Source organism: Streptomyces sp. NPDC048636 (assembly GCF_040650655.1).
In the GTDB taxonomy this organism is placed as follows: domain Bacteria; phylum Actinomycetota; class Actinomycetes; order Streptomycetales; family Streptomycetaceae; genus Streptomyces.
In genome coordinates, this window is sequence record NZ_JBEZHR010000006.1 from 157,835 (window position 1) to 183,086 (window position 25,252).

Annotated in this window: 22 protein-coding genes; 7 read left to right on the forward strand and 15 right to left on the reverse strand. The window is 71.1% G+C overall.

Annotated features, from left to right (window positions below; translation table 11 throughout):
• Nucleotides 1-34: 34 nt before the first annotated feature.
• The 7 genes from AB0C66_RS18635 to AB0C66_RS18665 form a co-directional block, all read right to left on the reverse strand.
• Entirely contained in the window at nt 35-1,003 is a 969-nt protein-coding gene (locus AB0C66_RS18635) for an alpha/beta fold hydrolase (protein ID WP_362439205.1), read from the reverse strand.
• Between the two features lie 191 nt (nt 1,004-1,194).
• Nucleotides 1,195-2,040 carry an amino acid ABC transporter ATP-binding protein gene (locus tag AB0C66_RS18640; RefSeq protein WP_362439947.1) on the reverse strand — a complete coding sequence of 282 codons (846 nt, stop codon included), beginning with the start codon at nt 2,038-2,040 and terminating at the stop codon, nt 1,195-1,197.
• Nucleotides 2,041-2,063: 23 nt separating this feature from the next.
• Entirely contained in the window at nt 2,064-2,849 is a 786-nt protein-coding gene (locus AB0C66_RS18645) for an amino acid ABC transporter permease (protein WP_362439208.1), read from the reverse strand.
• 41 nt (nt 2,850-2,890) lie between these two features.
• Entirely contained in the window at nt 2,891-3,721 is an 831-nt protein-coding gene (locus AB0C66_RS18650) for a basic amino acid ABC transporter substrate-binding protein (RefSeq protein WP_362439211.1), read from the reverse strand.
• 128 nt (nt 3,722-3,849) lie between these two features.
• Nucleotides 3,850-4,119, reverse strand: a complete 270-nt coding sequence (locus tag AB0C66_RS18655) for a hypothetical protein (protein WP_362439214.1) — start codon at nt 4,117-4,119, stop codon at nt 3,850-3,852.
• Nucleotides 4,120-4,224: 105 nt separating this feature from the next.
• Nucleotides 4,225-6,153, reverse strand: a complete 1,929-nt coding sequence (locus tag AB0C66_RS18660) for a beta-L-arabinofuranosidase domain-containing protein (RefSeq protein WP_362439217.1) — start codon at nt 6,151-6,153, stop codon at nt 4,225-4,227.
• Nucleotides 6,154-6,422: 269 nt separating this feature from the next.
• Complete coding sequence (locus tag AB0C66_RS18665; RefSeq protein ID WP_362439950.1) at nt 6,423-7,394, reverse strand: hydroxyacid dehydrogenase; 972 nt, start codon at nt 7,392-7,394, stop codon at nt 6,423-6,425.
• A gap of 263 nt (nt 7,395-7,657) precedes the next feature.
• Here AB0C66_RS18665 and AB0C66_RS18670 point away from each other — a divergent pair, with 263 nt between their 5' ends.
• The 5 genes from AB0C66_RS18670 to AB0C66_RS18690 all read left to right on the forward strand — a co-directional run bounded on the left by AB0C66_RS18670 (nt 7,658) and on the right by AB0C66_RS18690 (nt 13,452).
• Nucleotides 7,658-8,689 carry a hypothetical protein gene (locus tag AB0C66_RS18670; protein ID WP_362439220.1) on the forward strand — a complete coding sequence of 344 codons (1,032 nt, stop codon included), beginning with the start codon at nt 7,658-7,660 and terminating at the stop codon, nt 8,687-8,689.
• 214 nt (nt 8,690-8,903) lie between these two features.
• The gene (locus tag AB0C66_RS18675) at nt 8,904-9,911 is read left to right on the forward strand and encodes an aldo/keto reductase (RefSeq protein WP_362439223.1); all 1,008 of its coding nucleotides are present in this window, start codon (nt 8,904-8,906) and stop codon (nt 9,909-9,911) included.
• Between the two features lie 60 nt (nt 9,912-9,971).
• A complete protein-coding gene (locus tag AB0C66_RS18680) occupies nt 9,972-10,646 on the forward strand; it encodes a TetR family transcriptional regulator (protein ID WP_362439226.1) in 675 nt (224 codons plus the stop codon).
• Nucleotides 10,647-10,794: 148 nt separating this feature from the next.
• Nucleotides 10,795-11,898: a CobW family GTP-binding protein gene (locus tag AB0C66_RS18685; protein ID WP_362439228.1), complete on the forward strand. Its 1,104-nt coding sequence runs from the start codon at nt 10,795-10,797 to the stop codon at nt 11,896-11,898.
• A gap of 96 nt (nt 11,899-11,994) precedes the next feature.
• Entirely contained in the window at nt 11,995-13,452 is a 1,458-nt protein-coding gene (locus tag AB0C66_RS18690; RefSeq protein WP_362439231.1) for an FG-GAP and VCBS repeat-containing protein, read from the forward strand.
• An 18-nt stretch (nt 13,453-13,470) separates the two neighbouring features.
• Here AB0C66_RS18690 and AB0C66_RS18695 read toward each other — a convergent pair whose 3' ends face one another.
• From AB0C66_RS18695 to AB0C66_RS18715, 5 genes are all read right to left on the reverse strand, one after another.
• A complete protein-coding gene (locus AB0C66_RS18695) occupies nt 13,471-15,066 on the reverse strand; it encodes a HAMP domain-containing sensor histidine kinase (protein ID WP_362439234.1) in 1,596 nt (531 codons plus the stop codon).
• Nucleotides 15,063-15,818 (reverse strand): response regulator transcription factor, encoded by a 756-nt coding sequence (locus AB0C66_RS18700; protein ID WP_362439237.1) that lies wholly within the window; start codon nt 15,816-15,818, stop codon nt 15,063-15,065. Before AB0C66_RS18700 ends, AB0C66_RS18695 begins: the two co-directional genes overlap by 4 nt.
• 59 nt (nt 15,819-15,877) lie before the next feature.
• Nucleotides 15,878-17,365, reverse strand: a complete 1,488-nt coding sequence (locus AB0C66_RS18705; protein ID WP_362439240.1) for a streptophobe family protein — start codon at nt 17,363-17,365, stop codon at nt 15,878-15,880.
• Between the two features lie 31 nt (nt 17,366-17,396).
• Nucleotides 17,397-19,643 carry an MMPL family transporter gene (locus AB0C66_RS18710; protein ID WP_362439953.1) on the reverse strand — a complete coding sequence of 749 codons (2,247 nt, stop codon included), beginning with the start codon at nt 19,641-19,643 and terminating at the stop codon, nt 17,397-17,399.
• A gap of 339 nt (nt 19,644-19,982) precedes the next feature.
• Nucleotides 19,983-20,969 (reverse strand): aldo/keto reductase, encoded by a 987-nt coding sequence (locus tag AB0C66_RS18715; RefSeq protein ID WP_362439243.1) that lies wholly within the window; start codon nt 20,967-20,969, stop codon nt 19,983-19,985.
• 171 nt (nt 20,970-21,140) lie between these two features.
• Here AB0C66_RS18715 and AB0C66_RS18720 point away from each other — a divergent pair, with 171 nt between their 5' ends.
• Both AB0C66_RS18720 and AB0C66_RS18725 read left to right on the forward strand, forming a co-directional pair.
• Nucleotides 21,141-21,380 (forward strand): hypothetical protein, encoded by a 240-nt coding sequence (locus AB0C66_RS18720; protein WP_362439246.1) that lies wholly within the window; start codon nt 21,141-21,143, stop codon nt 21,378-21,380.
• Nucleotides 21,381-21,383: 3 nt separating this feature from the next.
• Complete coding sequence (locus AB0C66_RS18725) at nt 21,384-21,761, forward strand: toxin Doc (protein WP_362439249.1); 378 nt, start codon at nt 21,384-21,386, stop codon at nt 21,759-21,761.
• Between the two features lie 46 nt (nt 21,762-21,807).
• Here AB0C66_RS18725 and AB0C66_RS18730 read toward each other — a convergent pair whose 3' ends face one another.
• From AB0C66_RS18730 to AB0C66_RS18740, 3 genes are all read right to left on the reverse strand, one after another.
• Nucleotides 21,808-23,076, reverse strand: coding sequence for an MFS transporter (locus AB0C66_RS18730; protein WP_362439955.1), 1,269 nt, complete (start codon nt 23,074-23,076; stop codon nt 21,808-21,810).
• A gap of 127 nt (nt 23,077-23,203) precedes the next feature.
• The gene (locus tag AB0C66_RS18735; RefSeq protein WP_362439958.1) at nt 23,204-23,698 is read right to left on the reverse strand and encodes a MarR family transcriptional regulator; all 495 of its coding nucleotides are present in this window, start codon (nt 23,696-23,698) and stop codon (nt 23,204-23,206) included.
• 88 nt (nt 23,699-23,786) lie between these two features.
• Nucleotides 23,787-25,016: a beta-propeller fold lactonase family protein gene (locus AB0C66_RS18740; protein ID WP_362439252.1), complete on the reverse strand. Its 1,230-nt coding sequence runs from the start codon at nt 25,014-25,016 to the stop codon at nt 23,787-23,789.
• Nucleotides 25,017-25,252 lie beyond the last annotated feature (236 nt).

The following is a 25,252-nucleotide window of genomic DNA, read 5'->3' on the forward strand; positions in this document are numbered from 1 at the left end:
GGGGTGGCGGCCCAACACCGCCACCCCGCACGGCTCAGCCGAGCAGCCGCCGCAGGAAGGCGATCTGCACCGCCTGCTGATGGGTGCCGCCGCCCTCGTGACCGTTGAAGGGCCACACCTTCAGCTCCTTCTCGCCCGCGTAGTGGTGGTACGCGGCGAAACCGCAGGACGGCGGGGTGATCTCATCGCGCAGCGCGGTCGAGAAGAGCGCGGGCGCCTGGGCCCGTACCGCGAAGTTGAGCCCGTCGAAGTGGTCGAGGGTACTGAGTACCTGATCAGCCAGATCGCGCTGACCGGCGCAGAACCGGACCACCTCGCCGTAGGGATCCGCGTCGGTGATCTCGATCGCCCGCCGGATGTGCGTCATGAACGGCACATCCACCAGTGCTCCGGCCAGACCGGGAACCAGTCCGGCCGCGGCGAGCGCCAGCCCGCCGCCCTGGCTGCCGCCGCTGACCACGATCCGCTCCGGGTCCACCAGCGGATGGGTCCGGGCCGTCGCCACCGCGCGCACGGCGTCGGTGTAGAGCCGCCGGTAGTAGTAGTCGTCGGGGGAGAGGACGCCCTTGGTCATCATGCCCGGTGCCTCGGGCCCGGTGCCGCCCGCCGGATCCGGGGTGGCGCCGGGCGTCTGCTGCGACCAGCCCTGGCCGCGGGTGTCCATCACGAAGACCGCGTAGCCGACCGACGGCCACAGCAGCCAGTTGTGCGGCAGCCCCCGTCCGCCGTTGTAGCCGATGTACTGCACCACGCACGGCAGCGGGCCCGGCACGTCCCGCGGCGCCAGCAACCACCCCCGTATCCGGTCTCCGCCGAAGCCGGTGAACTCCACGTCATCGGTGCGCACCCGGGTCAGACCCGCGTCGTACGGGGTGAACACCGGGTCCAGGTCCACCGCGCGCGTCGCGGCGAGGGTGCGCTCCCAGAAGGCGTCGAAGCCCTGGGGCTCGGGCAGCGGAGGACGATAGGCGCGCAGCTGCTCCAGGGGCAGATCGACAAACACGCGGATGAACCTCCGTGGTAGCCGTACACCGGTGGCTGTCCGGGTATCCGATCAGCGGGGGAATCGCCGGTCAAGAGGTCCCGCGGGCCGCGGCGGCGCCGCGGGAGTCATCCGGGCGCGAGCGACACGGTGCCGGGCCGCGCGAGAGCGATCCCGGCGGCCCCGCGCTCCTCAGCGGTCCACGTCGCTCCTCAGCGGTCGACGCGGTCGTCGTGCGGCCCGGCGTCCGGCACCTCGCCGACATGGGCCGCGGCCGGGTCCAGGACCCGGTTGAGGAACGCCCGGGTGCGCGGATGGCGGGGATCGGCCACCACCTGCTCCGGTCCGCCCTCCTCCACGATCACCCCGTCGTCCATGAAGACGACCCGGTCCGCGACCTCCCGGGCGAAGCTCATCTCATGGGTGACGACAAGCATCGTCATCCCCTCGTCGGCCAGGGTGCGCATGACGGCGAGAACATCGCCGACCAGCTCCGGGTCGAGGGCCGAGGTCGGCTCGTCGAACAGCATCAGCTCCGGGTCCATGGACAGCGCCCGCGCGATGGCCACCCGCTGCTGCTGCCCGCCCGACAGCTGGGCGGGGTAGACGTCCTCCTTGGCGGTCAGACCGACCCGCCCCAGATTCTCCCGGCCGACGCGCCGCGCCTCCGCCTTGTCGCGGCGCAGCACCCGGCGCTGGGCGATGGTGAGGTTCTCCAGCGCCGTGAGGTGGGGAAAGAGGTTGAACGCCTGGAACACCATGCCGATCCGGCGCCGTACCCGGTCGATGTCCACATCCGGATCGGTCACCTCCGCACCGGCCACGGTGACCGAGCCCGAGGTGGGCTCCTCCAGAAGGTTCACACAGCGCAGCAGGGTCGACTTGCCCGATCCCGAGGGGCCGATCACGCACACCACCTCGCCCCGCCGGACCGTGAGGTCGATGCCCTTGAGCACCTCCAGCTCGCCGAAGGACTTGTGCAGGTTCTCGACCCGGATGGCGACGCCGTCCGGCCGCGCGCTCTCCTCCGGCTCCTCCGCCTTGCTCATCCCGTCCATCCCGTCCATCCCGTTCACTCCGCTCACCTCGCCTTCGCCGTACGGGCTTCGAGCCGCCGCACCAGATGCCCCAGGGGAACGGTGATGAGCAGGTAGCACACCCCGGCCACCAGGATCGGGGTGAGGCTGCGGTGCTGATTGAGCGCGTCCCGGCCGAACTTGGACAGTTCGTACTGGTCCAGGGAGAGACCGAGCAGATAGACCAGGGATGAGTCCTTGGTGAGCAGGATCAGCTCATTGGTGAGCGGCGGCAGTACGATCCGGAACGCCTGCGGAATGATGATCGAGACCATCGCCCGGCCGTGGGACATACCCAGCGAACGCGCCGCCTCCATCTGCCCCTTGGGCACCGCCTGGATGCCCGCGCGGATCGTCTCCGCCATATAGGCGGCGCCGACCAGTCCGAGCGCCAGCATCACGGTGACATAGCGGTCCAGGGCCACCTGGAAGGCGAGCGGCACCCCGAAGCCCAGCGCGATGAAGACCAGCAGCGCCGGAACTCCGCGGAAGAACTCGATGTACGCGATCGACAGCCACCGATAGGGCGGCACCTGGGACAGCCGCATCAACGCGAGCATCAGCCCCAGCACCAGCCCGAAACCGAAGCCGAGCAGGGTGTAGATGATGGTGTTGACCAGGGCGGTGGTGATGACGTCGGGGAACAGGGACCGGGCGACTTCCGCGTCGAAGAACGCGCGGCGCAGTTCACCCCAGTCCGCGGCCAGGAAGAAGACGAGTAGCACGGCGACGAGCACGGCGTACTGCACCGCCCGTATCGCCCGCGCCCGCTGCCGACGGGTCATTGCCATAACTGTGCGGACTCCTCAGCTCCGATGGCGGTTGGCGGGCGTCAGTTCGCTGCGGGCTCCGTTGCGGCTTTCTTGGCGGGCCCCTTGGGCGCGGTGCCGAACCACTTCTTGTAGATCCGGTCGTAACGGCCGTCCGAACGGGCCTGCTTCAGCACCTTGTTGATTTTCTTCCGGAGGGCGTCATTGCCCGTGCGCACGGCGATCCCGTACTGCTCACCGGTGTTGAACTCGGCCGTGACCTCGGTGTCGGGGTTGTCCTTGACGTAGTCGTAGAGCACACCGTTGTCATTGACGCCCGCGTCGACCTGCCCGGTCTTGACGGCGGTCAGCAGCAGCGCGAGGTCCTCGAACTGGACCAGCTTGGCGCCCTTGGCATGCTTCTGGGCGTAGACCTCGCCGGTGGTTCCCTGCTGGACGGCCAGCTTCCGGCCGTCCAGGTCACCGAGCGAGGAGTAGGGCTTGCCCTTCTTGGTGACGAGCGCCTGGGTGGCCTCGAAATACGGGTCGGAGAAGTCGAGGTTCTTCTCCCGCACCTCGTTGATGGTCATTCCGGCGGCGGCGACATCGCACTTGTTGGCGTTCAGATCCTCACCGGACTGAATGCCCTCGAAAGGCGTGTCGACTATCTCCTGTTTCACCTTCAGCGCCGAGGCGATGAAGTCGACCAGATCCACATCGAACCCGACGATCTTGTCGCCCTCCTTCGACTGGAAGGGGGCGTACGGCAGGTGGGTGCAGGTCGTGAGTTTCCCGGACTGCACCAGGCTGATGTCCGAGCCGCCGGAACCGGACGACGCGGTACTGGTGCACCCGGCCAGCAGGGCGGAAGCTGCGGCGATGGCTGTGACGGGCAGTGCGGAGCGAGCGGACACGGCACCTCCGGACATGGTCGGGGACGACCCCACCGAACGCGTGATCAGTGAGGTGGCCCGCATCCTGCCATCGGTGGCGTCCAGTTGTACCCGCCGTGTGCATTGCGAGCGGATAACGGCCGGACCGGCTAGCGGGGCCGCCGCCACCTGCGGCGGCGCTTGCTCCAGAACCAGCCCGCCGGCGGCTCGTCCGCCCGCCAGGGCTGGGGCTCGGGGCCACCACGCCGCCAGCGCGCGCTCAGCATCCTGGTCCGTGCGGCGGGCTCGGAGACATCCGCTCCGCGCACGAAGTCCTCGTCGAGCACAACATCGTCCCAGCCGTCCGCGCCGTCGGACGCGTCGTCCGCGTCATCGTCCGCGTCGTTGTCCCGTCCTCGATCCGTGGATCCGGTGCTCACGGGGCACCTCCCGTCCGCCGGTGCCGTTCGGGCACCCTCCTTGACCGGGGAACGTGCGGGGCATCGGCCGAGTTCCGGTCCGGCTCCCGGGAGCCCGCGGGCGGGCTACGCCGGGATCCAGACCCGCATCGGACCGTCCCCGCGGTGGGCCCAGGCGTAGTAAGGGATCGCGGTCATCCGCACCGGCACCGGGTCGGCGGGCTCCTCCGGGCCGCCCTCGGGGTCGGCCCCGTCCGTGTACGGCCACCAGGCGCGTGACGGAACCGCCCGCCGCACCCCACGGGTCGTGATCGTGGTTACCCCGCCGAGCAGCCGCGGCCGGTGCTCCGCGGTCAGCGGCGCGCCCGGGTGGAGCGCGAGGTCGTCCAGGCGTACCCCGTCCGGCTGGTCCGGCTCCTCCAGGCAGTACACCAGCGGCCCCCGCTCGATCGCCACGCAGCCGCGGACCGCGTCGATGCGCGCGTCCGGCCGGGTACGCCGGGCGGACAGCGGCAGGGTCAGCACCACCACCTCACCGGGGTGCCAGCGCCGCCGAAGCCGCAGCCAGCCGTCCCACGCCCGCACCGCCTGCGGCTCCCCGCCGACGGTCACCTCGTACTCCCGCGCCCAGTGCGGTATGCGCAGCGACAGCGTCCACTCGGTGTCCTCGGGGGCCTCGTCCACGACCACCGCGATCCGGCCCTCGTAGGGGTAGGCGGTGCCGACCCGCACCGCCCCGCCGCCCGCCGCGTACGAGCCGGAGGCGTACTGGTGCAGTTGGAGACCGTCGGCGTCGCCGCTCGCCATGTAGTGCGGCAGCGAGGCCAGCAGCCGTACCGCCCGGGGCGGGCAGCACGCGCCCCGGGACCACGGCGCACGCCACGGCCGCCCGTCCGGGGTTCCGCCGGGGCGGCCACGGACCTGGAGCGGATTCACGGTGAACCAGTGCTCCCCGTCCAGCGAGATCCCGGCCGCGAAGGCGTTGAACAGGGTCCGCTCGATGAGATCGCTGTAGCGGGCGTCGCCGGTCAGCAGCGCCATCCGCCAGCCGAACCCGATCGAGGCGACGGCCGCGCAGGTTTCGGCGTACGCCCGGTCCGGCGGCAGCTCGTACGCGTCGCCGAAGGACTCCCCGGCGTCCCGGGCGGCCACCCCGCCCGTGACATGGGTCTTCGTGGTGATGTCCTCCCACAGCCGCACCAGGGCCTCCCGCAGCCCCCGGTCTCCGGTCTCGGCCGCCAGGTCGGCGACCCCGGTCAGCAGCCGCAGCCGGTCCACCGGGTGTCCGGTGACCTCCGACGCCTCCCGCACCGGCATCCGGTCCCCTCCCGGCGTGGGGCTCGGGGCGGCCCCGGGGCGGCCGGGCCGCTCCGCGGGCGGATCGCCGTCCAGACCGTCCTTCTCCCGCCGGTCCAGGAGATACTCGGCCAACTCGAGATGGCGACGCTCCCCGGTCTCCCGGTAGAGCTCGACCAGCGCCGTGCCGATCCCCGGGGGCCCGCACACCGGATCCATGTCCGCGCCCGCGTCGAAGAGGGCGCCGATGCGGTCCGCCTGGCGCTGGGCCATATCGAGCAGGGCGCTCTCACCGGTGGCCCGCCGGTGCGCGACCGCGGCCTGGAGGAGCGGGACCGCGCCGGTCAGCTCGGTGCCCGGGGCCGATGGCTCGTCTTCCGGGACGGGCGCCGGCCACCCGCGGTTCATGGGCCGGGCCGGGCCGGAGGTCTCCCGGTGGTCCTCCTCGGCCCGTGCCGCCGCGACCAGCCGCGCGACCCGCTCGGCCAGCTCCTCGAAGGCCGTGCCCCGGCCGCCCTCGCCGCCCCCGCCTCCCTCGGCGAGCTGCCAGGAGGCCGCCTCCAGCCACAGATGCTCTTCCCCACCCCGGGGGCGGTCCACCTCGGCCGCCTCCGCGAGCCGCTCCCACCCCTGCGGAACGCTGACTTCCGCGTTGATGCGGCGGCGGGTGGCCCAGAAGCCACCGGTGATACGGGCCGCGGTCGCCGGGCGCAGCGCGGTGTGCGCCTCCGGCGAGAGGCGGATCGGTCCTGCGGACATGTGCTTTCCCCTTACGGCGGACCGCCGGTGATCCTGCCGGGTGTCCTGGTCACAGCCATGGGAACCGGTCGCCGCGGTGAGCATAAGCAGGCGCTTTGCCCACGACAAGTCCCCAACTCCGCGAGGACCGGCCCCGCACCGTTCCGGGATCGGCCCAACCGCCTTACGTCACACGAGGGTTGAGTGGCGGAGGGGTACGGATCGGCCCGGGCGGATGTGAGCGGGCCCGGGTCGACGAGCGGCGGGTCGCCCGGGGCGTCGCCGCCCGGCTAGGCGATCCGGTCGAGGTCGGTGGGCAGTACCCGGTGGAGCGGTGGCGCCCCCGCCATCAGCCGCTCCACCTCGTCGGTCACCGCCATGCCCAGCCGCTCCAGCTCACGGCCGAGGGCACCCGCGATATGCGGCGTGAGCAGCACATTGGGGAGGGTGAACAGCGGTGATCCTGGAGGCAGCGGCTCCGGTTCGGTGACGTCCAGCACCGCCGAGATCCGGCCGGTCGACAACTCGGCCACCAGGGCGTCGGTGTCGACCAGCGCACCGCGTGCGGTGTTGATCAACGTGGTGCCGTCCGGCATCGACCCCAGGGCACGGGCGTCGAGCAGATGCCGGGTCGCGGGCAGCGCCGGGGCGTGGAGGCTCAGTACCTCGCTGGTGGCCACGAGTTCGTCCAGGGGCAGTGCGCGGACGCCGAGCGCCTCCGCCTCCGGCGCCGTCAGATGCGGGTCGTACACCGCCACTTCGAGATCGAAGGGGCGCAGCAGCTCGATCACCCGGCGGCCGATCCGGGAGGCGCCCACGATCCCCACCCGGCGCCGGAAGCTGCCGATATGCGCGGTCCGGGCGGGGGAGGGGAAGCGGTGCTCGGCGGCGTACAGCGCACGCAGCCGCAGGGCGTCCTTGCCCGCCAGCAGGATGGTGGCGAGGGTGAACTCCGCGACGGGCAGGGCGTTGGCCGCCGCGGCGGAGGAGACCAGGAGCCCCCGCTCCCAGCAGGCCGGGGTGATGTGTCCCTTGACGCTGCCCGCGGCGTGCAGCACCGCGCGCAGTTTCGGAAGGCCGTCGAGCACCCCGGCGGTCAGCGGTTCGCAGCCCCAGCCGGTGATCAGCACCTCCACGGCGGCCGGATCGGCGCCGGTCACCTCCGCCGGGCGGACGGCGGCGCCGGGCGGGATCGTCACGGATGCGGTGAGACGGTCCAGCAGCGGTGCGGGGAAGAGCCTGGGGAGATGGACCGGGTCCATCACGAACAGCGCGGCGGGGCAGTCGGGCACCGTGGCCTCCTGGTGGCACAGACGAGAGGCGATCAGCCTCTCTCGCCGTGAGGAGGCAGACCAGTAAGAAAGCGAAACGGTTCAATCCGATATAGCTGTCTGATTGTTAATAACCAGTCATATACCTGCATGTTCCCTTCTTTAGGTATTCACCATGCTTTCCCCGGGCACTGAGGGTGTATCCGTGCACACCTGTGCGTTCTCGTGGTCTCACGAGAAGAGGGAGGTTCCTCATGTCCATATCCACCACACCCGGCACCGTGTGGGGCACCTGGATCAACCTGGAAGGCGGTATCCACTCCGAGCCCGCCCCGGTCCTGTTCGCCGACGACCGGGTGCAGGTCTTCATCCGCGGCGGGTCGAACGCCCTGTGGAGCAGGGTCGAGGGGCGTGACGGCAGCTGGCTCGGCTGGTTCAAGTACACCGGCGTGTCGATCGACGGCATCCCCGCTCCCATCCGCGGCAAGGACGGCAAGATCCGCGTCTTCTACCGCACCCCGAGCAACAACCTCGAAGTCATCACCCAGACCAGTCTCAACGGCGGGTACAGCGGACCCCAGGTGCTGGTCACCGGTATCGGGGACGACCCGGCCGCGGTGCTCAACGCCGACGGCCGCATCCAGGTGTTCTTCCCCGGCACCGACGGCGCGCTGTGGTACGTCCGCAATCAGGACCTGCTGTACGAGACCTACACCGGACCGGTCTCCCTCGGCGGGAGCGTCCACGCCACCCCCTCACCCATCCTGGACGGCGGGGGACGGATCGTGGTGGCGATCAAGGGCGCCGGGGACACCCTCCACACCACCCAGCAGACCGCCCCGAACGCCAACACGTGGGAGCCCTTCACCCTGGGCTCCAACAACGTCACCAGCAGGCCGTCGGTGTGCCTGGACGCGGCGGGGCGGGTGCAGATCTTCTTCCGCGGATCCGACGCCGCCGTGTGGCGGGTGGGCCAGAGCGACAATTACGACTCGTTCAACGCCCCCGTCCAGCTCGGCGGGCAGATCGTCTGGCGCCCCACCTGCGGTCTCGGTCAGGACGGCCGGATCAATGTGTTCATCAAGGCCACCGACAACGCCCTGTGGGTCGCCGTCCAGTCGGCGGAGAACGACGTGACCTACACCGGCTTCCAGTCCCTCGGCGGATCGATCGGATCCGCGGGCATCGGCGTCCCCATCCTCAACGAGGAGAATCTGCTGTACGTGTTCCTCCAGGGCAGCGGAGTCGCCAGGGACCTCTGGCTCCAGCGCCAGACGTTCGTCTGACCGCCACCCCACCGCGACCGGCCTCATCGCGCACCCTGAGGCCGTGACGAGCGCCGGCAGTGAGGCCCACACTGCTGGCCTCTTGCCCATGCGCACCCGTGTCCTACCGGCGGGCGACACATACGGATGACCCACCGGGCGCGATGTCGCGGTCCCGGCGCAGACCTGACAGGCTCGGCCCGAACGCTCCGTCGAGGACAAGGAAGAGCCGCGCATGGTCCATCTCGCCTCGGACGACCGCTACGACTCCATGCGGTACCAGCGCTGCGGACACAGCGGGGTGCTGCTGCCGAAGGTCTCGCTCGGCCTGTGGCACAACTTCGGCGACACCCACCCGCTCGAGAACCAGCGCGCGGTGCTGCGCCGCGCCGTCGACCTCGGCGTCACCCATATCGATCTGGCCAACAACTACGGCCCGCCGCCCGGCAGCGCGGAGACCAACTTCGGCACCGTGTTCACCCAGGACTTCCGCCCCTACCGCGATGAGCTGTTCATCGCGACCAAGGCCGGATACCTCATGTGGCCCGGCCCGTACGGCGAATGGGGCTCGCGCAAGTACCTCCTCGCCAGCCTGGACCAGTCGTTGTCCCGTATGCGCCTGGACTACGTCGATGTCTTCTACTCCCACCGCTTCGACCCGGATACGCCCCTCGAGGAGACGATGGGCGCGCTGGACAGTGCCGTACGGCAGGGCAAGGCGCTCTACGCGGGCCTGTCCAACTACCCGCCGGAGGCGATCGACGAGGCGGCCGCGATCCTGACCGAGCTGCGCACTCCGTATCTGATCAGCCAGCATCCGTACTCGATGCTCCAGCGCGGGGTCGAGGGCGGGGTGCTGGAGTCCTCGGCGCGCGCGGGCGCCGGTGTCATCGCCTTCTCACCGCTCGCCCAGGGCCAGCTCACCGACCGCTATCTGCATGGCGTGCCCGCCGACTCCCGGATGGCGCTCGGTCACTTCCTGACCCGTGACGCCCTCACCGAGGAGCGCCTCACGCTGCTGCACGCGCTCCACAAGCTGGCAGAGGGGCGCGGTCAGACCCTCGCCCAGATGGCGCTCGCGTGGGTGCTGCGGGATCCACGGGTGGTCTCGGTGCTGATCGGCGCGAGCAGCGTCGCCCAGCTCGAGCAGAATGTCGCCGTGCTGGATTCGCCCGGTTTCACCGACGCCGAACTCGCCGAGATCGACCGGCTCTCCGCCGAGGCCGGGGTGGAGATCCCCTGATGGCGTGGCTACCTCCCCGGCGGGCGTCCGCCGGGGAGGCGCGGCGGCTACGGTTCATCCATGAGCGGTGAGACGGGCCTGCGGGAACGCAAGAAGCAGCGGATGTACCGGACGATCTCCGAGACGGCGATCTCGCTGTTCCTCCAGCGGGGTTTCGACGAGGTGTCCGTCGCCGATGTGGCGGCCGCGGCCGAGGTGTCCAAGCCCACGCTCTTCCGCTACTTCGCCGCCAAGGAGGACCTGGCGCTCCACCGGTTCGCCGACCAGGAGGACGAGTCGGCCCGGGTGGTGCGCGACCGGACGGCGGTGGAACCGCCCCTGGAGGCGCTGCGGCGGCACTTCCTGGACGGGCTGGAGCGCCACGATCCGGTGACCGGGCTCAACGACGACGCGGAGGTCCTCGCCTTCCACCGGCTGCTGTACGGCACCCCCAGCCTGGTCGCGCGGCTCTTCGCGTATATCGGCCGCTCCGAGGACGCCCTGGCCCGCGCCCTCGCGGAGGCGGCTCCCGCGGAGGCGGTCCCTGAGGGGACGGCTCCTGGGGGGAGCGGGGCGGTCGGCATCACCGCCCGGCTGGCCGCGGGCCAGATCATCGCCGTCCAGCGGATCCTGGCTCAGGAGAACTGGCGCCGGGTCGAGACCGGAGCCACCGCCTGGGGTGCCCAGCCGGACGCGGTCGCCGCCGCCGACCGCGCCTTCACCATGCTCCGCTCGGGCCTCACCCCCTACGCCTGACCCAGGAACGTCACGTCCGCCTCGGACCACTGCCCCGGGAACGAGCGTGGTACGAAGACAAATGTGACCGGGTCATAGAGTTGACCGAGCCGCGCTATGCAATCCGGTCGCCCGCGACCGCCCCACCACGCCGTACGGAGACGCACCCTTGGCCACACCACGGATCCCCGTCATCCTCCTCACGGGCTTCCTGGGCTCCGGGAAGACCACCTTGCTCAACCATCTGATGCGGGACAGCGCGGGCACCCGTATCGGCGTCATCGTCAATGACTTCGGCAGCGTCAACATCGACGCCCTGGCCGTCGCCGGACAGGTCGACTCGATGATCCCCATCGAGAACGGCTGTCTGTGCTGTGCCGCGGACGCCTCCGAGATGGACGACATGCTCCAGCGGCTCACCGACCCGGCCCTGCGCATCGATGTCGTGGTGATCGAGGCAAGCGGTCTCGCCGAACCGCAGAGCATGATCCGTTCGCTGCTGTCCAGCACCAGCGAACGGATCGTCTACGGCGGGCTGGTCGAGGTGGTGGACGCCGCGGAGTTCCCCCGCACCCGGGAGCGCCATCCCGAGCTCGACCGCCATGTGCGCGCCGCCGATCTCGTGGTGCTCAACAAGACCGACCGGGTGGGGGAGGAGGAGCGCCGGGCCGTCCTGGACACGGTGGGGGAGATCGCACCTGGCGTCCCGGTCCTGACCGCCGAGCACGGCCGGGTCGACCCCGCCGTGCTCTTCGACCACCGGCCCCGGACCACCGCCGAGGAGCGCTTCCAGCAGCTCTCCTTCGCGGACCTGTGCAACGGCGAACACGACGACCACAGCCGCCATCTCCACGCCGCCTACGAGAGCGTGGAGTTCCACTCCTCCGAACCGCTGAACCCGCGGCGGGTCATGGACGTCCTCGACAGCAGGCCCGCGGGCCTGTATCGCATCAAGGGCTTTCTGTACTTCGCGGGCGCGGGCGGCGACCACAAGTACGGGCTGCACGCGGTCGGTTCCTTCCTCCGGTTCCGGCCCGTGCCCTGGGAGCGCGGTGAATCCCGCATCACCCAGCTGGTGATGATCGGCACCGGCATCGACGCCGACATGCTCACCAAGCGTTTCGCGGACTGCGTCGAGACCGCGCCGGACGAGGTCGACGACCGCCAGATGATGGGCGTCCTGCGCTATGTGCCGACCGAAGTCACCGAAGTCACCGAAGCCACCGAAGCGGCCGATGAGGCCGGGGCGGCCGACGTCAATGTGCGGTTCTAGGGAAATCCCTGCGGCAAAGCGCACAACTGTTCAGCGTTGCCAGGGGTCATGGTGGGTGTACATGAGGTAAACGCTTGCAAACGAGCAGGAGGATGTGTGCGTTCCCGTTCCCTTTCCACCGTCGCGCGCTGTGCGACGGTGGTCGCACTCGTGACCACCCCGGCCATCTTGGCCGCCCCGTCGGCCGGTGCGGCCGGACCCGCCCGCGCCGCCGCGGCCGCCGCCACTCCGGAGGCGGACTTCAACAAGGACGGATACGCCGACCTCGCTGTCTCCGCGCCGGCCGGCACGGTGGGCGGTAAGGCCAAGGCGGGTTACGTCGCCGTCGTCTACGGCTCGGCCTCCGGTACCGACACCGGCCACCGGCAGGTCATCGGCCAGGACGCCGAGGGGGTCCCCGGCGACCCCGAGGCGGACGCCCGGTTCGGGCAGCGCACGGTCGCCCGCGACTTCGACGCCGACGGCTATACGGATCTCGCCGTCCAGTCCAGCGGCACCCCGGACGTCACCGTCCTGTGGGGCTCGGCGAACGGACTGAGCGGTGGCACGGCGCTGCCCAAGGGTGAGGGCGACAACTTCGGTGCCAGCACCATCGCCGGTGGTGACATCAACGGCGACGGTCACGCCGATCTGGTCGACGTCACCCAGGTCAGCACCGGACAGGACGAGACCTCGACCGCGCTGCGCGTCCGGTTCGGCCCGTTCACCCGGGACGGCGCCGCCGCGGCGAGCGCCACCGCCGACACCGGGAAGATCTTCGTTCCGACCACCCTCACCGTGGGCGACGTCACCGGCGACGGCAGGGACGACGTGGTCAGCACCCACGCCTTCGAGGAGATGTCCGAGCCCACGCAGTTCTGGCAGGGCGGTACGGACGGTCTGGTGAAGTCGCCCACCCGGCTCGACGACGCCGCCTCGGCGGCCATCGGCGACGTGGACAAGGACGGCCACGCCGATCTGATCGTGCGCACCGTGCCCGGCGACGTCGTGGAGAACCTGCCGTACGACCACGGCACCGTCAAGGTGCTCTACGGCACCGCGTCCGGTCCGAGCACCACCCGCACCAAGGTGATCGACCAGAACACCCCGGGTGTGCCCGGTGTCAACGAGGACGGTGACCAGTTCGGCTACGAGCTGAGCGCCGGTGACGTCAACGGTGACGGCTACGCCGATGTCGCCGTCGGCATCCCGTACGAGGACATCGACAGCGGTAAGGACGCGGGCAGCACCGTCCAGCTCTACGGCGGCGCGGGCGGTCTGTCGGGCACCGGTGCCCAGGCGTTCACCCAGGACACCGCCGGAGTGCCGGGCGCCGGGGAGACGGGCGACCACTTCGGCGCCGCGGTACGCCTCGGCGACACCAACGGTGACGGCAAGGCCGAGCTGGCCGTGGGCGCCCCCGAGGAGGACGGCGCCCAGACCTCCAGCGGTGCCGCCTGGGTGCTGCGCGGCAAGACCGGCGGCCTCACCACCGACGGTGCGGTCTCCTTCGGCCCCGCCGCGCTCGGCGGCTCCGAGCCGAACGCGGCCCTGGGCACCGAGTTCCAGAGGTAAGCCCTCACCCTCGCGCGCTCAGTCCTCCCCGGTCCGCTCCGGACCGGCCGCCCGCTCACTCCGGTCGGCCCGGTCCGGTTCGTCGGCCGGGGAGGACAGCGGGAGCAGCACCCGGAAGGCGCAGCCCTCGCCGGGCGCCGTCTCCACCGCCACCCGCCCGCCGTGCGCGGAGACCAGCGAGTGGACGATGGCGAGCCCCAGCCCCGAACCGCCGCCCTCGCCGCGGCTGCGGGAGTCGTCGGCGCGGTAGAAGCGTTCGAAGACCCGCTGCCGCTCCTCCGGTGACAGACCGGGACCGCTGTCGGCCACCTCGAGCACGGCGTACCCGCCCTCGGTTCCCACACCGATGCGGACGGGGGTGCCGGACGGGGAGTGCGCCACCGCGTTGCCGACGAGATTGGTGACCACCTGCCGCAGCCGTGCCTCGTCGGCCAGCGCCGGTGCGGTCGCCGGACGCCCGCCGCCGGGCCCGGTGAGGGTCACCGCACGGGTGGCGTCCAGGGCGCGTACGTCATGCAGGGCGTCGGCCGCGAGGGTGCGCAGGTCCATCGGGGCCAGCTCCAGCGGGAAGGCGAGCGGCTGGTGGGCGTCGGCCGCGGTGCGATGGGCGTCCTCGTCCAGCCGTGCCAGCAGCAGCATGTCCTCGACGAGCTGGGTGAGGCGTTCGGACTCCTCCGCGATCCGCCGCATGGTGTGGTCGATGTCCTGACGGGTCGGCAGCGCGCCCATCCGGTACAGGTCCGTATAGCCCTTGATGCCGACGAGCGGGGTGCGCAGCTCATGGCTGCCGTCGGCGAAGAAGCGCCGCATGCGTGCCTCGGCCTCGGCCCGGGCGCGGAAGGCGGTGTCGATACGGGTGAGCATCCGGTTCAGATACTCGGTCAGACGGCCCACCTCGGTATGCGGGCCCGCCAGTTGGGGGATCCGCCGGGAGTAGTCGCCCGCGGTGATCGCCGCCGTGGTCTCCTGGATCCGGGTCAGCGGGCGCAGCCCGGAGCGGACGGCGAACCATCCGGCCACGGCGAGCACCGCGACCAGTGAGGCACCGGCGATGAGCGAGACGTTCCGCGTTCTGGTCACGGTGGCGTCGACCGCGTCCAGGGATGTCGCCACGATCACGCTCCCGGAGCTGGCCGAGGTGTCCGCCGATTCGGCGGCCGCGAGGGGCCCGACCCGCGGTTCGGCCCGGGGCATGGTGATGACCCGCCAGGTGTGGTCGCCGTGGTGCGCGCGCACGGTGAACGGCCGCCCGTGTGCGGTCAGGACGGCCTCCCGGTCCAGCCGGGGGAGCGCGGGTCCGCCGCCGGGCGGAGCCGTGCTCGCGCCGAACTCCCTGACCGGGGTGCCCCGGTCGTCCACGTAGGTCACCGTCGTGTCCTCGAAGAAGCCGAGGAGCCGGATGCTGTGCGGAGTGTCCACGGGAGGAGCCACCCGGGCGGCGATCCGCGAGGTCAGCGCCAGCCGGGAGTCCATCCGGTCCTGGAGGTAGTCGTGCAGCGCGGTGCTGACGACGACGCCCGCCGCCAGCAGCCCCACCGCCACCAGGGCCATGGACAGACACAGCAGACGTGTGCGCAGTGACAGCCGGGACAGCGCGCGGCCCACCCGGGTCACGGGTGGCCGCCCCGCTTCCGCGGTCCGCGGATGACGTATCCCACGCCGTGCACCGTGTGCAGGAGTTTGGGCTCCACCTGGTCGATCTTCCGTCGTAGATAGCTGATGTAGGTGTCGACGATGCTCGGGTCACCGCCGAAGTCGTAGGCCCATACGTTCTCCAGGATCTGCCCCTTGGACATCGTCCGCCCGGCGTTGGCCATCAGGAAGTGCAGTAGCCGGAACTCGGTCGGCGACAGCCGGACCGGTACACCGGCCCGGGTGACCAGATGTCCCTCCGGCTCCAGCTCCAGATCGTCCACGACCAGACTGGCGGCGGGCTCGCCCTTGGTGCGGCGCAGCACCGCCTGGATCCGGGCGATCAGCTCCTCGAGGTCGAAGGGCTTGGTGACGTAGTCGTCGCCGCCCAGCCGCAGCCCGTTGACCTTGTCCGCTGCGGTGTCGCGCGCGGTGAGGAACAGCACCGGTACGGCGCCGCCGTGTCCGGGACCGGAGGACCGGGGCTGTGCGCGCAGCCTGCGGATCACCTCGAAGCCGTCCATGTCCGGCAGCATGATGTCCAGCAGGACCAGATCGGGGGGCCGCTGGGCGGCCATGTCCAGCGCCTCCCGCCCGTTCGCGGCCGCGTCGACGTCGAACCCGGCGTACCGCAGCGCCGCGGGCAGCAGCTCCCGGACGGTGGGTTCGTCGTCGACGACGAGGAGATGGGCCCGGGGGGCCGCCGTACGCCGCGGGTCTGTCGCTTCTGCCATGGTCTGGGGCGCCGCCTCGGGGGACTGGGAACCGGGTCTTTGCAGCACAGCACGGGTGGTCAGGACGCCGCGTCGACATCGCCCCGCGGGCGGTGACCGGCGGTGTGGGCGGCCACGGGCCTCGCGGGACCGTCAGGACGCACCGGGCTCCGGCGCGCCGTGCGGGTTCCGTGGAGCCGGCTCCCCCAGTATGCCGCGAGCCCGGCGAGGACGAGGCCGCTGAGCCCGGCCAGACCCACCGCGCCGTCGAGAGCGCCGCTGACACCGCGCAGCTCCCGCCCCATGACGCTCACATCGATCCGGAAGGACATCCGGGAGACCAGGGCGAGCGGCATCGCCATGGCGCAGACCGCGAACCCCGTCCGCAGCGCGATCTCCAGATGACGGCTCAGTGGCGCGTTGGCCTCCTCGCGTGCCGTACGCACCGGGGTGCGTGCCGTGGCCAGGTAGCCGGTGAGCACGAGGGCCGCGACGAGGACGAGCAACCCGATCAGCCACAGCGGTGCCCCGGCCACCGAACGGTCGGCGACGGCCGTGGTCCGGTCGGTGATTCCGCCGTCCCGGCCGCCCTGTCCGATCGCTCCCAGCATCCCGCCGAGCTCGCCCTCTTGCCGGTGGACGCCCGCCTCCCACGATGAGCCAAGGCCGGAGGTGAGCGCGACGGCCGACAGATTGGGTCCGGCCAGCAGCAGCGCCCCGGCCGCCTTGGCCGCCCGGTCCCACCCGGCCAGCGCCGCGCCACCCGCCAGCGCCCCGACGGCCAGGGGCAGCCAGCACAGGGTGGTGACCACACCGGCCAGCGCCGAGGCCACCGGATGCCACTTCAGCCGCAGTCGGCTCAGCGCGACGGGACTCGGCAGTGTCGTCCGGCGGGCCGCCACACAGCCGAGACCCAGCAGCACGGCCACTCCGAGCACCCCGAGGAGCCCCGCCATCGCGGGGTCGGCCTCGAAGCGCACCGAGCGCAGCGCGGACGCGCCCCCCGCCATACCGCCGTCCCCGAACCGGCTGAGGGCCCGCTGCCCGGAGCCGTCACCGAGCTCCGTGGCCACGTCCTTGGGCAGCCGCAGCGTGCCCCGGGCCAGCAGGGCGAACGACGGGAACAGCACCGCGGCCGTCGCCAGGGCACCGCAGACCCGGGCCAGCAGCAGCGCGGGGGCCGGACGGGAGGGTGAGCGCAACGGGCGGAAGAAGCCGTACCCCAGCACCACCGCGCCCAGGAGCGTCAGCCCCAGTGGTATCGCCGCCGCCTGGCCCGCCATCTCCAGACTCAGCCCGTCGGTGAGACCGCCCAGAGGTCCGCCGCCCTCCCCGAGCTTTACCGGGGAGCCGGACCGGAGGGTGACCCCGCTCCCCGTGGCCATACTGGTGACCGCCCAGGTGAGCCGGGACACCGGCGCGATCTCACCGGCGCCCAGCGCGAGGAGCGCCAGATACGCGGTGGCCACCATCACCGCACCCGCGGCGAGCACCGCGAGCGCGCCTTCGAGGGCATGGCGCGGGGCACCACCATGTCGTACGGCCGTGGACTGCGACGCTACGGACATCACTGATCCTTCCCTTCGTTCTTCCGGTGGATCAGGAGCCGAGCCGGGCGGCACCGGCGGACGCGCCGACGGCCTCGTCCGCTTCTGTCCGCTCCGGGCCGCCCAGCTTCGCGCCCTCCACATCGATGTCCGGCACCCAGCGGTCCAGCCATCGGGGGAGCCACCACGCCCGGTGGCCGAGCAGGGCCAGGACGGCCGGTACGAGCGTCATCCGGACGATGAAGGCGTCCAGGAAGACGGCCACGGCCAGGCCGAAGCCGATGGTTTTCACCATCAGTTCGTCCGATCCCATGAACGCCGCGAAGACAGAGATCATGATGATGGCCGCCGCGGTGACGACCCGTGCCCCGAGGTCGAAACCGGTGGTGATCGCGGTGAGGGGCGACTGCCCGCCGACGTACGCCTCCCGCATCCGGGTCACCAGGAACACCTCGTAGTCCATGGCCAGTCCGAAGACCACCCCGACCACGAAGATCGGCGTCAGCGACACCACCGGCCCCGGTTCTGCCACCCCGAACAGTGAGGCACACCAGCCCCACTGGAAGACCGCGACAACGGCGCCCAGCGCCGCGACGATGGACAGCACGAATCCCAGCGCGGCCTTGAGGGGGACGAGAAGGGACCGGAAGACGGCGATCAGCAGCAGCAGCGCCAGGCCCGCCACGAGCGAGAGATAGGGCAGCAGGGCGTCGGCCAGTTTCCGGGAGACGTCGATGTTCATCGCGGTGGTGCCGGACACCATGATCCGCGCGTCGCTCTCGGTCTCCAGGCCGGGGTCGCGCAGTGCGTGGACGAGGTCGGTGGTCGCCTGACTGCTCGGTGCGGTGGTGGGGACCACGGTGAGTACGGCGGTGTCGCCGGAGTCGTCGAGACGGGGCGGATTGACCCGGGCGACGCCGTCCATCCGCTGGATCTGGGCGGTGGCGCTCTCCGCCGCGGTCTTGGCGCTCTCCTCGCCCTCGGGCCGTACGACCACCAGCAGCGGGCCGTTGAAGCCCGGGCCGAACTGCTCCGACAGCAGATCGTAGGCCCGGCGCTGGGTGGTGGAGGTCGGCTGGCTGCCGTCGTCGGGCAGATCCAGCTCCAGGGAGGCGGCGGGCACCGCCACGGTGAGCAGGGCGGCCACTCCCACGAGGAGGACGGTGAGCGGGCGCCGGGTGACGAAACGGGCCCAGCGCACCCCCATACCGGGGCGGGGCGCCAACCGCTGCTCAGGGGCGTCGATGTCGGTCTCATCAGGGGTGTCGGCGGAACGCTTGCCGCGGCGCGGTCCGGCGGGCCGGATCCGGCGCCCGGCGATCCCCAGCAGCGCCGGGACCAGTGTGATGGCGATGAGGACGGCGAGTGCGACGGTACCGGCCGCGGCCAGCCCCATCTGCGTCAGCACGGGTATCCGCACCACGCTCAGACCCACCAGCGCGATCACCACGGTCAGTCCGGCGAACACCACCGCCGACCCCGCCGTACCCAACGCCCGCCCGGCCGCCTCCTCCCGATCCCTGCCCTCCGCTAGCTCCGCGCGATACCGGGAGACCACGAACAGGGCGTAGTCGATGCCCACCGCCAGGCCGAGCATCGTGGCGAGTACGGAGGTGGTCGAGCCCAGGTCGAGTGCGCTGGACAGCGCCTTGATGACGCTCGTTCCGATGCCCACCCCCAACAGGGCGGTGAACAGGGGCAGCCCGGCCGCCAGCAGCGCGCCGAAGGTGATCACGAGGACCACCGCGGCCACCCCGAGTCCGATGGCCTCGGAGGCGTGGCCACCCGCCGTGGTGGACAGGGCGTTGCCGCCCACCTCGACCGTGAGCCCGGAAGACCGGGCGTCCTCCACAGTGTCCAGCAGTGCGGTACGCGCGTCCTCCTCCACCTCCGAGCTGGACACCTCATAGGTGACCTGGGCGTAGGCGGTGGAGCCGTCCTTGCTCACCGAGTGGGTGGCGAACGGATCGGTCACCTGGCCGACCTGCGGATCCTTCGCCAACTCCCGGATGGTTTCGGCGATGACCTCCTTGTGCCGCGGCTCGGTCACCCGGCCGTCGTCACTTCGGAACACCACACGCGCCGCGGCCCCGTTGGCGTTCTGCCCGGGAAACCGCTCGTCGAGCAGGTCATAGGCGCGCTGCGCCTCCGTGCCCGGCATGGAGTAGTCGGTGTGGGGGGCGGCGGGCGCCTGGGCGGCCAGCACACCGGCGAGGACCAGCAGACCGGTCCACAGGACGGTGACGTACCACCGCCGTCGGAAGGAGAGGCGTCCCAGCGCGGACAGGAAAGTGGCCACAGACATGGCTCCCGGTCGGATCGTGGCTCAATGGGCGGAAACCGCACGGTGCGGTGAGCGGACGGGGCCCGGACCCTGGTCCGGACCGCCGTGTCGCCGATCCCTCCGGGACCTGGCAGATCCGCTCTGTCATGGCAGCCTGACAGTCGCCACCGGCCACTTTCGGAGAGTTCCTGGGAGCTTTCTGGGAGACGGGCCACGAGCGGGCCGCGCGAAGGGGCCGCTCACGCACGGCCGGGCGCGACACCGCCCGGTCCGCCGCGTGGCGGCCCCCGGTACTTCACAGGACATTCTCAGAAATCGCCCGCGCCGGGATACCGGCCGCACGGGCGCGCACGGTCACCAGCGGTGGTGCACCTGGGCCCGGATCCGCCGGTCGTAGAGCTCACCGATGGCGTCCAGCGTGGTCTGAGACAGCGGGGACAGCGCGGCGGCCTCCGCGTTGGCCCGCGCCTGTTCCGGTGAGCGCGCGCCGGGGATGACCGAGGTGACCCCCGGCTGCTGGACGATCCAGCGCAGCGCCGTCTGTGCCGCAGTGGCCCCCTGGGGCGCCAGTTCCCCGAACTCGACGGCCGCCTCGACACCCTTCTCGTAGTCCACGCCCGAGAAGGTCTCGCCCTGGTCGAACTGCTCGCCGTGGCGGTTGAACGAACGGTGGTCATCGGCGGCGAAGACCGTGTCCCTGGTGTACTTCCCCGACAGCAGCCCGGACGCCAGTGGAACCCGGGCGATGATCCCCACCCCGGCCTCGCGCGCCGCCGGAACCACCTCCTCGAGCGGCTTCAGCCGGAACGGGTTGAGGATGATCTGCACACTCGCCGTACCCGGCCGCGCGATCGCCGCCAGCGCCTCGTCACAGGTCTCCACGCTCACCCCGTACGCGGCGATGCGTTCCTCCGCCACCAGTGTGTCCAGCGCGTCGAACACCGCGTCGGAGGAGTGCACCGGGGTCGGCGGACAGTGCAGCTGCACCAGATCGAGGATGTCCACCCCCAGATTCGACCGTGAACGGTCGGTCCACATACGGAAGTTGTCCAGCGTGTACTTCTCCTCGATATGCGGCTCGGCCCGCCTGCCCATCTTCGTCGCCACGAAGATCCCGGCGTCCGGACGGTCGCGCAGAAACCGTCCGATGAGCTGCTCGCTGCGCCCGTCCCCATACACATCGGCGGTGTCGAAGAAGGTCACACCCGCCTCGACGGCCGCGTCCAGCACGCCCCGCGCGTCCGCCTCGGTCACATCGCCCCAGCCCGCGCCCAACTGCCAGGTCCCCAGGCCGACGACGGAGACCTTCCGGCCGGTGCGGCCGCACACTCGCTGCTCCATGAACCTCTTCCTCCTGCGGGCGGATCATCAACGATCTTCAACCGTACTCCTGCCGGTACCTGGCGAAAATCCCTTTCCGTCCGGCTGTGCAGGGCTTGTCAAGTACCTACAAAAACATCATCTGAGCTGGGGCGATTGCTGACGGGGTACCCGGCAAGTAGGGTGTGCCGCATGTCAGCACTGAACGTGGAATTCAGCGATCGGGAACTTGAGGACCTCCGCGAGATCGCCAAGGAGCGCGGCACCACGATGAAGGCCCTCGTCCGCGAGGCGACCGTGGCCGATATCGCCCGGCACCGCGCCCTCCAGGAGGGCGCCGAGGTCTTCCGCCGGTTCTTCGCGGACAACGCCGACGCCTTCGCCGACGCGTTCCCCGAGGATGAACACGGCCCCAGGGGACGGGCCGCCTGACCCATGGCCCCCCTTCTGCATATCGATGTGCCGTGGCTGTTGCAGCGGCATGAGGAAGTCCTGCCCGAACAGCCGGCCATCTCGGACTTCTCCGGTCTTGTCGCCGCCGTGGCCCGCCACCGGGTCGATCCGCCGCGCCTGGGCGTCGATCCCGATCCGGCGTGGCGGGCCGCGGCGCTGCTGCACACCCTGGCCACCCTCCGACCGCTGCCGGCGAGCAACGCACGGTTCGCCAGCGCCACCGCGGTCGCCTATATGCACGCCTCGGGCGAGGGCATCGACCCGCCGTACGGCGCGCTGATCGACCTGGTGCGGGACATCCTGGCCAGCAAGGCCGATGTGTTCGACGCGGCGGGCCGGATCCGCTGCTGGCGCATCTGACCACGGCGTTACAGGGGCGCCCCGGTGTGCGGCGCGGGTGAGGGGATCAGCCCGCGGAGCCGAACTCCTCGGCGACGGCCCGCTTCTCCAGCGTTTCCCGTCGTTCCTCGGCCGGGCCGTGCCCTGCCGCCTCCGCCGCCTGTGCGCGCTCGGCCTCGGCCAGCAGCGAATGGCCGGTCGCCAGCACACCGATACCGAGTGCCACCGCCGCGGCCCCGATGTAGAACGGCAGGTGGACTCCCGCGTGTTCGGCCATCTTGCCCGCGGCGTACGGCGCCAGACCGCCACCGATGAAGCGCACGAAGCCATAGGCCGCGGAGGCGACCGGACGTTCCACGGTTGCGACGGTCATCACGGCCTGTGTGGTGATGGTGTTGTTCACCCCGATGAAGGCACCGGCCACGATCACCGCCACGATCAGCGTCGTACGGGAGGTGGTGAACAGGCCGATGACGAGGATGTCCAGGGCGAACAGCGCCAGGTTCAGATACAGCGCCCGTGCGATGCCCAGCCTGGTCTGGAGCCAGGGTGCGCCGAAGACCGAGAAGAAGGCGACGAGCAGCCCCCAGCCGGTGAAGACATAGCCCAGCTGATGTGTGCCCAGGTCCATCGGGAAGGGCGCGTAGCCCAGCACCGTGAAGAAGCCCCAGTTGTAGCAGAGGGCGGTGAGGCCCATGGTGAGCAGCCCGCGGTGGCGCAACGCCTTGAGCGGATCGGCCAGGGAGGCCCGGCGCGACGGGGTCGGGGTGGGTTCGACCAGCACGATGGTGGCCACCAGCGCGATGGTCATCAGGACCGCGACGCCGAAGAACGGACCACGCCAGCTGAAACGGCCCAACTCGCCGCCGAGCAGCGGCCCTACGGCGATGCCGATGCCGAGCGCCGTCTCGTAGAGGATGATCGCCCCGGTGAAACCACCGCTGGCCGAGCCGACGATGACGGCGAGCGAGGTGGCGATGAACAAGGCGTTGCCCAGCCCCCAGCCCGCACGGAACGCGACGATCCCGTCGATGCCACCGGCCGTCCCGGCCAGCGCGCTGAAGACCACGATGAGCACCAGTCCGGCCACCAGGGTGCGCTTGGCGCCGATGCGGCTCGAGACGAAGCCGGTGACCAGCATGGCGACGGCCGTGACCACCAGATAGCTGGTGAACAGCAGCGACACCTGGCTCGGCGTCGCATGCAGCTCGGCGGAGAGCGAGGGCAGGATCGGGTCCACCAGACCGATGCCCATGAACGAGATCACACAGGCGAAGGCCACCGCCCAGACCGCCTTGGGCTGCCTGAACGGGCTCTGGGCGCGGGGAGGGGTCAGGTGGCCGGAGCCGGAGGCGGGGTCGGTGGATATCTCGGGGTGAGCGGACAACAAGGGCTCCGTCGGGTCAGGGCCCGGGCCGTGACGACATGACATGACGAGTCGTGGCGCGGCGGGGTGCCGGTGGTCAGGAAGCGTTGCTCCCCGGAGATCTGCGCGCCCGTGCCGCGCTCTCGACCAGCCGCTGGAAGGCGGGGCCCGCGGCGCGGACGGCGGTGGCGAGTGCCTCTTCGTCCTCCGGGGACAGTGTGGCGAGCAGTTCGGCCAGCTGGGCGGTGCGGCTGCGGCGGCGGGCGGCGAGCAGTGCGCGCCCGTCGTCGGTGATCGCCACCCGTACCACCCGTCCGTCGGCCGGATCGGCGATCCGGGTCACCAGACCCTGCCGCTCAAGCCGCTGGATCAGCTGGGTCATCGAGGGCTGGGTGACACCCTCGTCCGATGCCAGTGCGGTCAGCCGGGCCGGCCCTTCCCGGTTCAGTCGGCCGAGCGTCGAGGCGGCCGTGAAGCTGATGTCCCGGTTGGTCAGATGGCGGACCGCGAGGAACGCCAGCTGCTCCAGGGCCTCCGCGACGTCCTCACGGGCCGCGGGGGCATCGGGCGCACCGGAACCGGACTGCTGCATGTACTCCACATCTATATTTGTATCACGGCCCTATATAGGTGGTCCATATAGCTGCCCGGGCGACGGCCGCGGGGTGCGGGGGAGCGCCTCAGCGGAAGATCCCCGTGTGGCCGAGGGAGTAACGGCCGGGCTGCGGATAGACCGCCAGCCCGTGCGGACCGCCGCCGACCGGAATCCGGGCGCGCAGCTTCCCGGTGCGGGTGTCGATCGCGTACACCTCGCCGTTGTAGCGGCCGGACAGCCACAGCACCTTGCCGTCGGCGGAGAGCCCGCCCATATCGGGGCTGCCGCCGCCGGGCAGCCGCCACCGGTCGACCAGCTTCCCGGAGTCGAAGGAGAGCACCGAGATACTGCCCTCGCCGCGGTTGGAGATGTACATCCGGCGTGAGTCGCGGCTGACGTACAGACCGTGGGTGCCCTTGCCGGTGGGCATCAGCCGGGGACGGCCGAAGGTGTCGCCGTTGAGCACCCACACCCCGTTCGCCACCATGTCGGCCACGTACCACTTCCGGCCGTCCGGTGAGATCTTGACGTCCTGTGGCATGGCGCCCGCGAGTGGCAGCCGCTGCTGCCCGATCACCTTCATCCGCGCGGTGTCCACCTTCAGCAGTTCGCCGGAGAACTCGCACGAGACGATGAAGTAGCGCCCGTCGGGGGAGAAGTCGGCGTGGTTGACCCCGAAGCAGCTCACCGGAAGCGACTTCACCACGCGCATGGTGTGGGCGTCCCGGAAGACCAGTTGCCGGTCCTTGGAGGCCATCACCACGGCGTGTTTGCCATCGGGGGTGAAGTAGAGGTTGTACGGGTCGTGGACGTCCACCGTGCGCCCCGCCCGCCCGGTGGCGGGGTCGATCGGGGTGAGGCTGTTGCCCAGGTCGTTGTTGACCCACAGCGTCTTCAGGTCCCAGGAGGGGACCACATGCTGCGGCTGGCTGCCGACCGGGATCGTCCGGATCACCTTGAAGGTCTTCGGGTCGATGACGCTCACCGTGTCCGACAGGGTGTTGGGCACATATACCCGCGACGGGAAGCGCTTGACCGCCTTGGCCAGCCTGCCCGGCCGGTCGGCGGCGTACAGGTCGTGCGGATCCAGCGGTGCGGGCATGCCCGGCAGCAGCTTGGCGCGGGCCGCCTTCCTCGCGGCGGCCGAGGGATGGGCCGCACGGCTGGCCCGGGGGGTCGCCCGGTCCCGGTCCCGGCCGTGGTCACTGGAGGACGCGCAGGCCGGGACGGCGGCAGTACACAGCAGCAGGGCCACGGCGGCCCGGACCACGGGGCGGCGGCGCGCGGGGGAGCGGTGGGGCGGGCCACTGGCCACGGTTTCCTCCAGCGGTGAACTCCGGCAGGTCGAGCGGACCGCGGCCGCTGCCCGGACCACAGTGGGCGGTGGCCCAAGATTGTCACCGCCCGCCGCCACCGGCATCCGCCGACGTCCAAGCAGGTGAGGGGCGTACCACCGGCGGCCGAACCCCTCCTCGCCCGGCAGCCGAAAGCTCTCGCACCTGGTGGCCGAAAGCTCCCTCGTCCGGCGGCCGGGAGCACCTCCCCTGGCAG

Coding starts and splice junctions, on each gene's coding strand:
- AB0C66_RS18640 (WP_362439947.1), bottom strand. CDS start 2,040: ATGGACGGGATGAGCAAGGCGGAGGAGCCGGAGGAGAGCGCGCGGCCG.
- AB0C66_RS18645 (WP_362439208.1), bottom strand. CDS start 2,849: ATGGCAATGACCCGTCGGCAGCGGGCGCGGGCGATACGGGCGGTGCAG.
- AB0C66_RS18660 (WP_362439217.1), bottom strand. CDS start 6,153: ATGTCCGCAGGACCGATCCGCCTCTCGCCGGAGGCGCACACCGCGCTG.
- AB0C66_RS18665 (WP_362439950.1), bottom strand. CDS start 7,394: ATGGACCCGGTCCATCTCCCCAGGCTCTTCCCCGCACCGCTGCTGGAC.
- AB0C66_RS18670 (WP_362439220.1), top strand. CDS start 7,658: ATGTCCATATCCACCACACCCGGCACCGTGTGGGGCACCTGGATCAAC.
- AB0C66_RS18675 (WP_362439223.1), top strand. CDS start 8,904: ATGGTCCATCTCGCCTCGGACGACCGCTACGACTCCATGCGGTACCAG.
- AB0C66_RS18680 (WP_362439226.1), top strand. CDS start 9,972: ATGAGCGGTGAGACGGGCCTGCGGGAACGCAAGAAGCAGCGGATGTAC.
- AB0C66_RS18700 (WP_362439237.1), bottom strand. CDS start 15,818: ATGGCAGAAGCGACAGACCCGCGGCGTACGGCGGCCCCCCGGGCCCAT.
- AB0C66_RS18705 (WP_362439240.1), bottom strand. CDS start 17,365: ATGTCCGTAGCGTCGCAGTCCACGGCCGTACGACATGGTGGTGCCCCG.
- AB0C66_RS18715 (WP_362439243.1), bottom strand. CDS start 20,969: ATGGAGCAGCGAGTGTGCGGCCGCACCGGCCGGAAGGTCTCCGTCGTC.
- AB0C66_RS18720 (WP_362439246.1), top strand. CDS start 21,141: ATGTCAGCACTGAACGTGGAATTCAGCGATCGGGAACTTGAGGACCTC.
- AB0C66_RS18725 (WP_362439249.1), top strand. CDS start 21,384: ATGGCCCCCCTTCTGCATATCGATGTGCCGTGGCTGTTGCAGCGGCAT.
- AB0C66_RS18735 (WP_362439958.1), bottom strand. CDS start 23,698: ATGCAGCAGTCCGGTTCCGGTGCGCCCGATGCCCCCGCGGCCCGTGAG.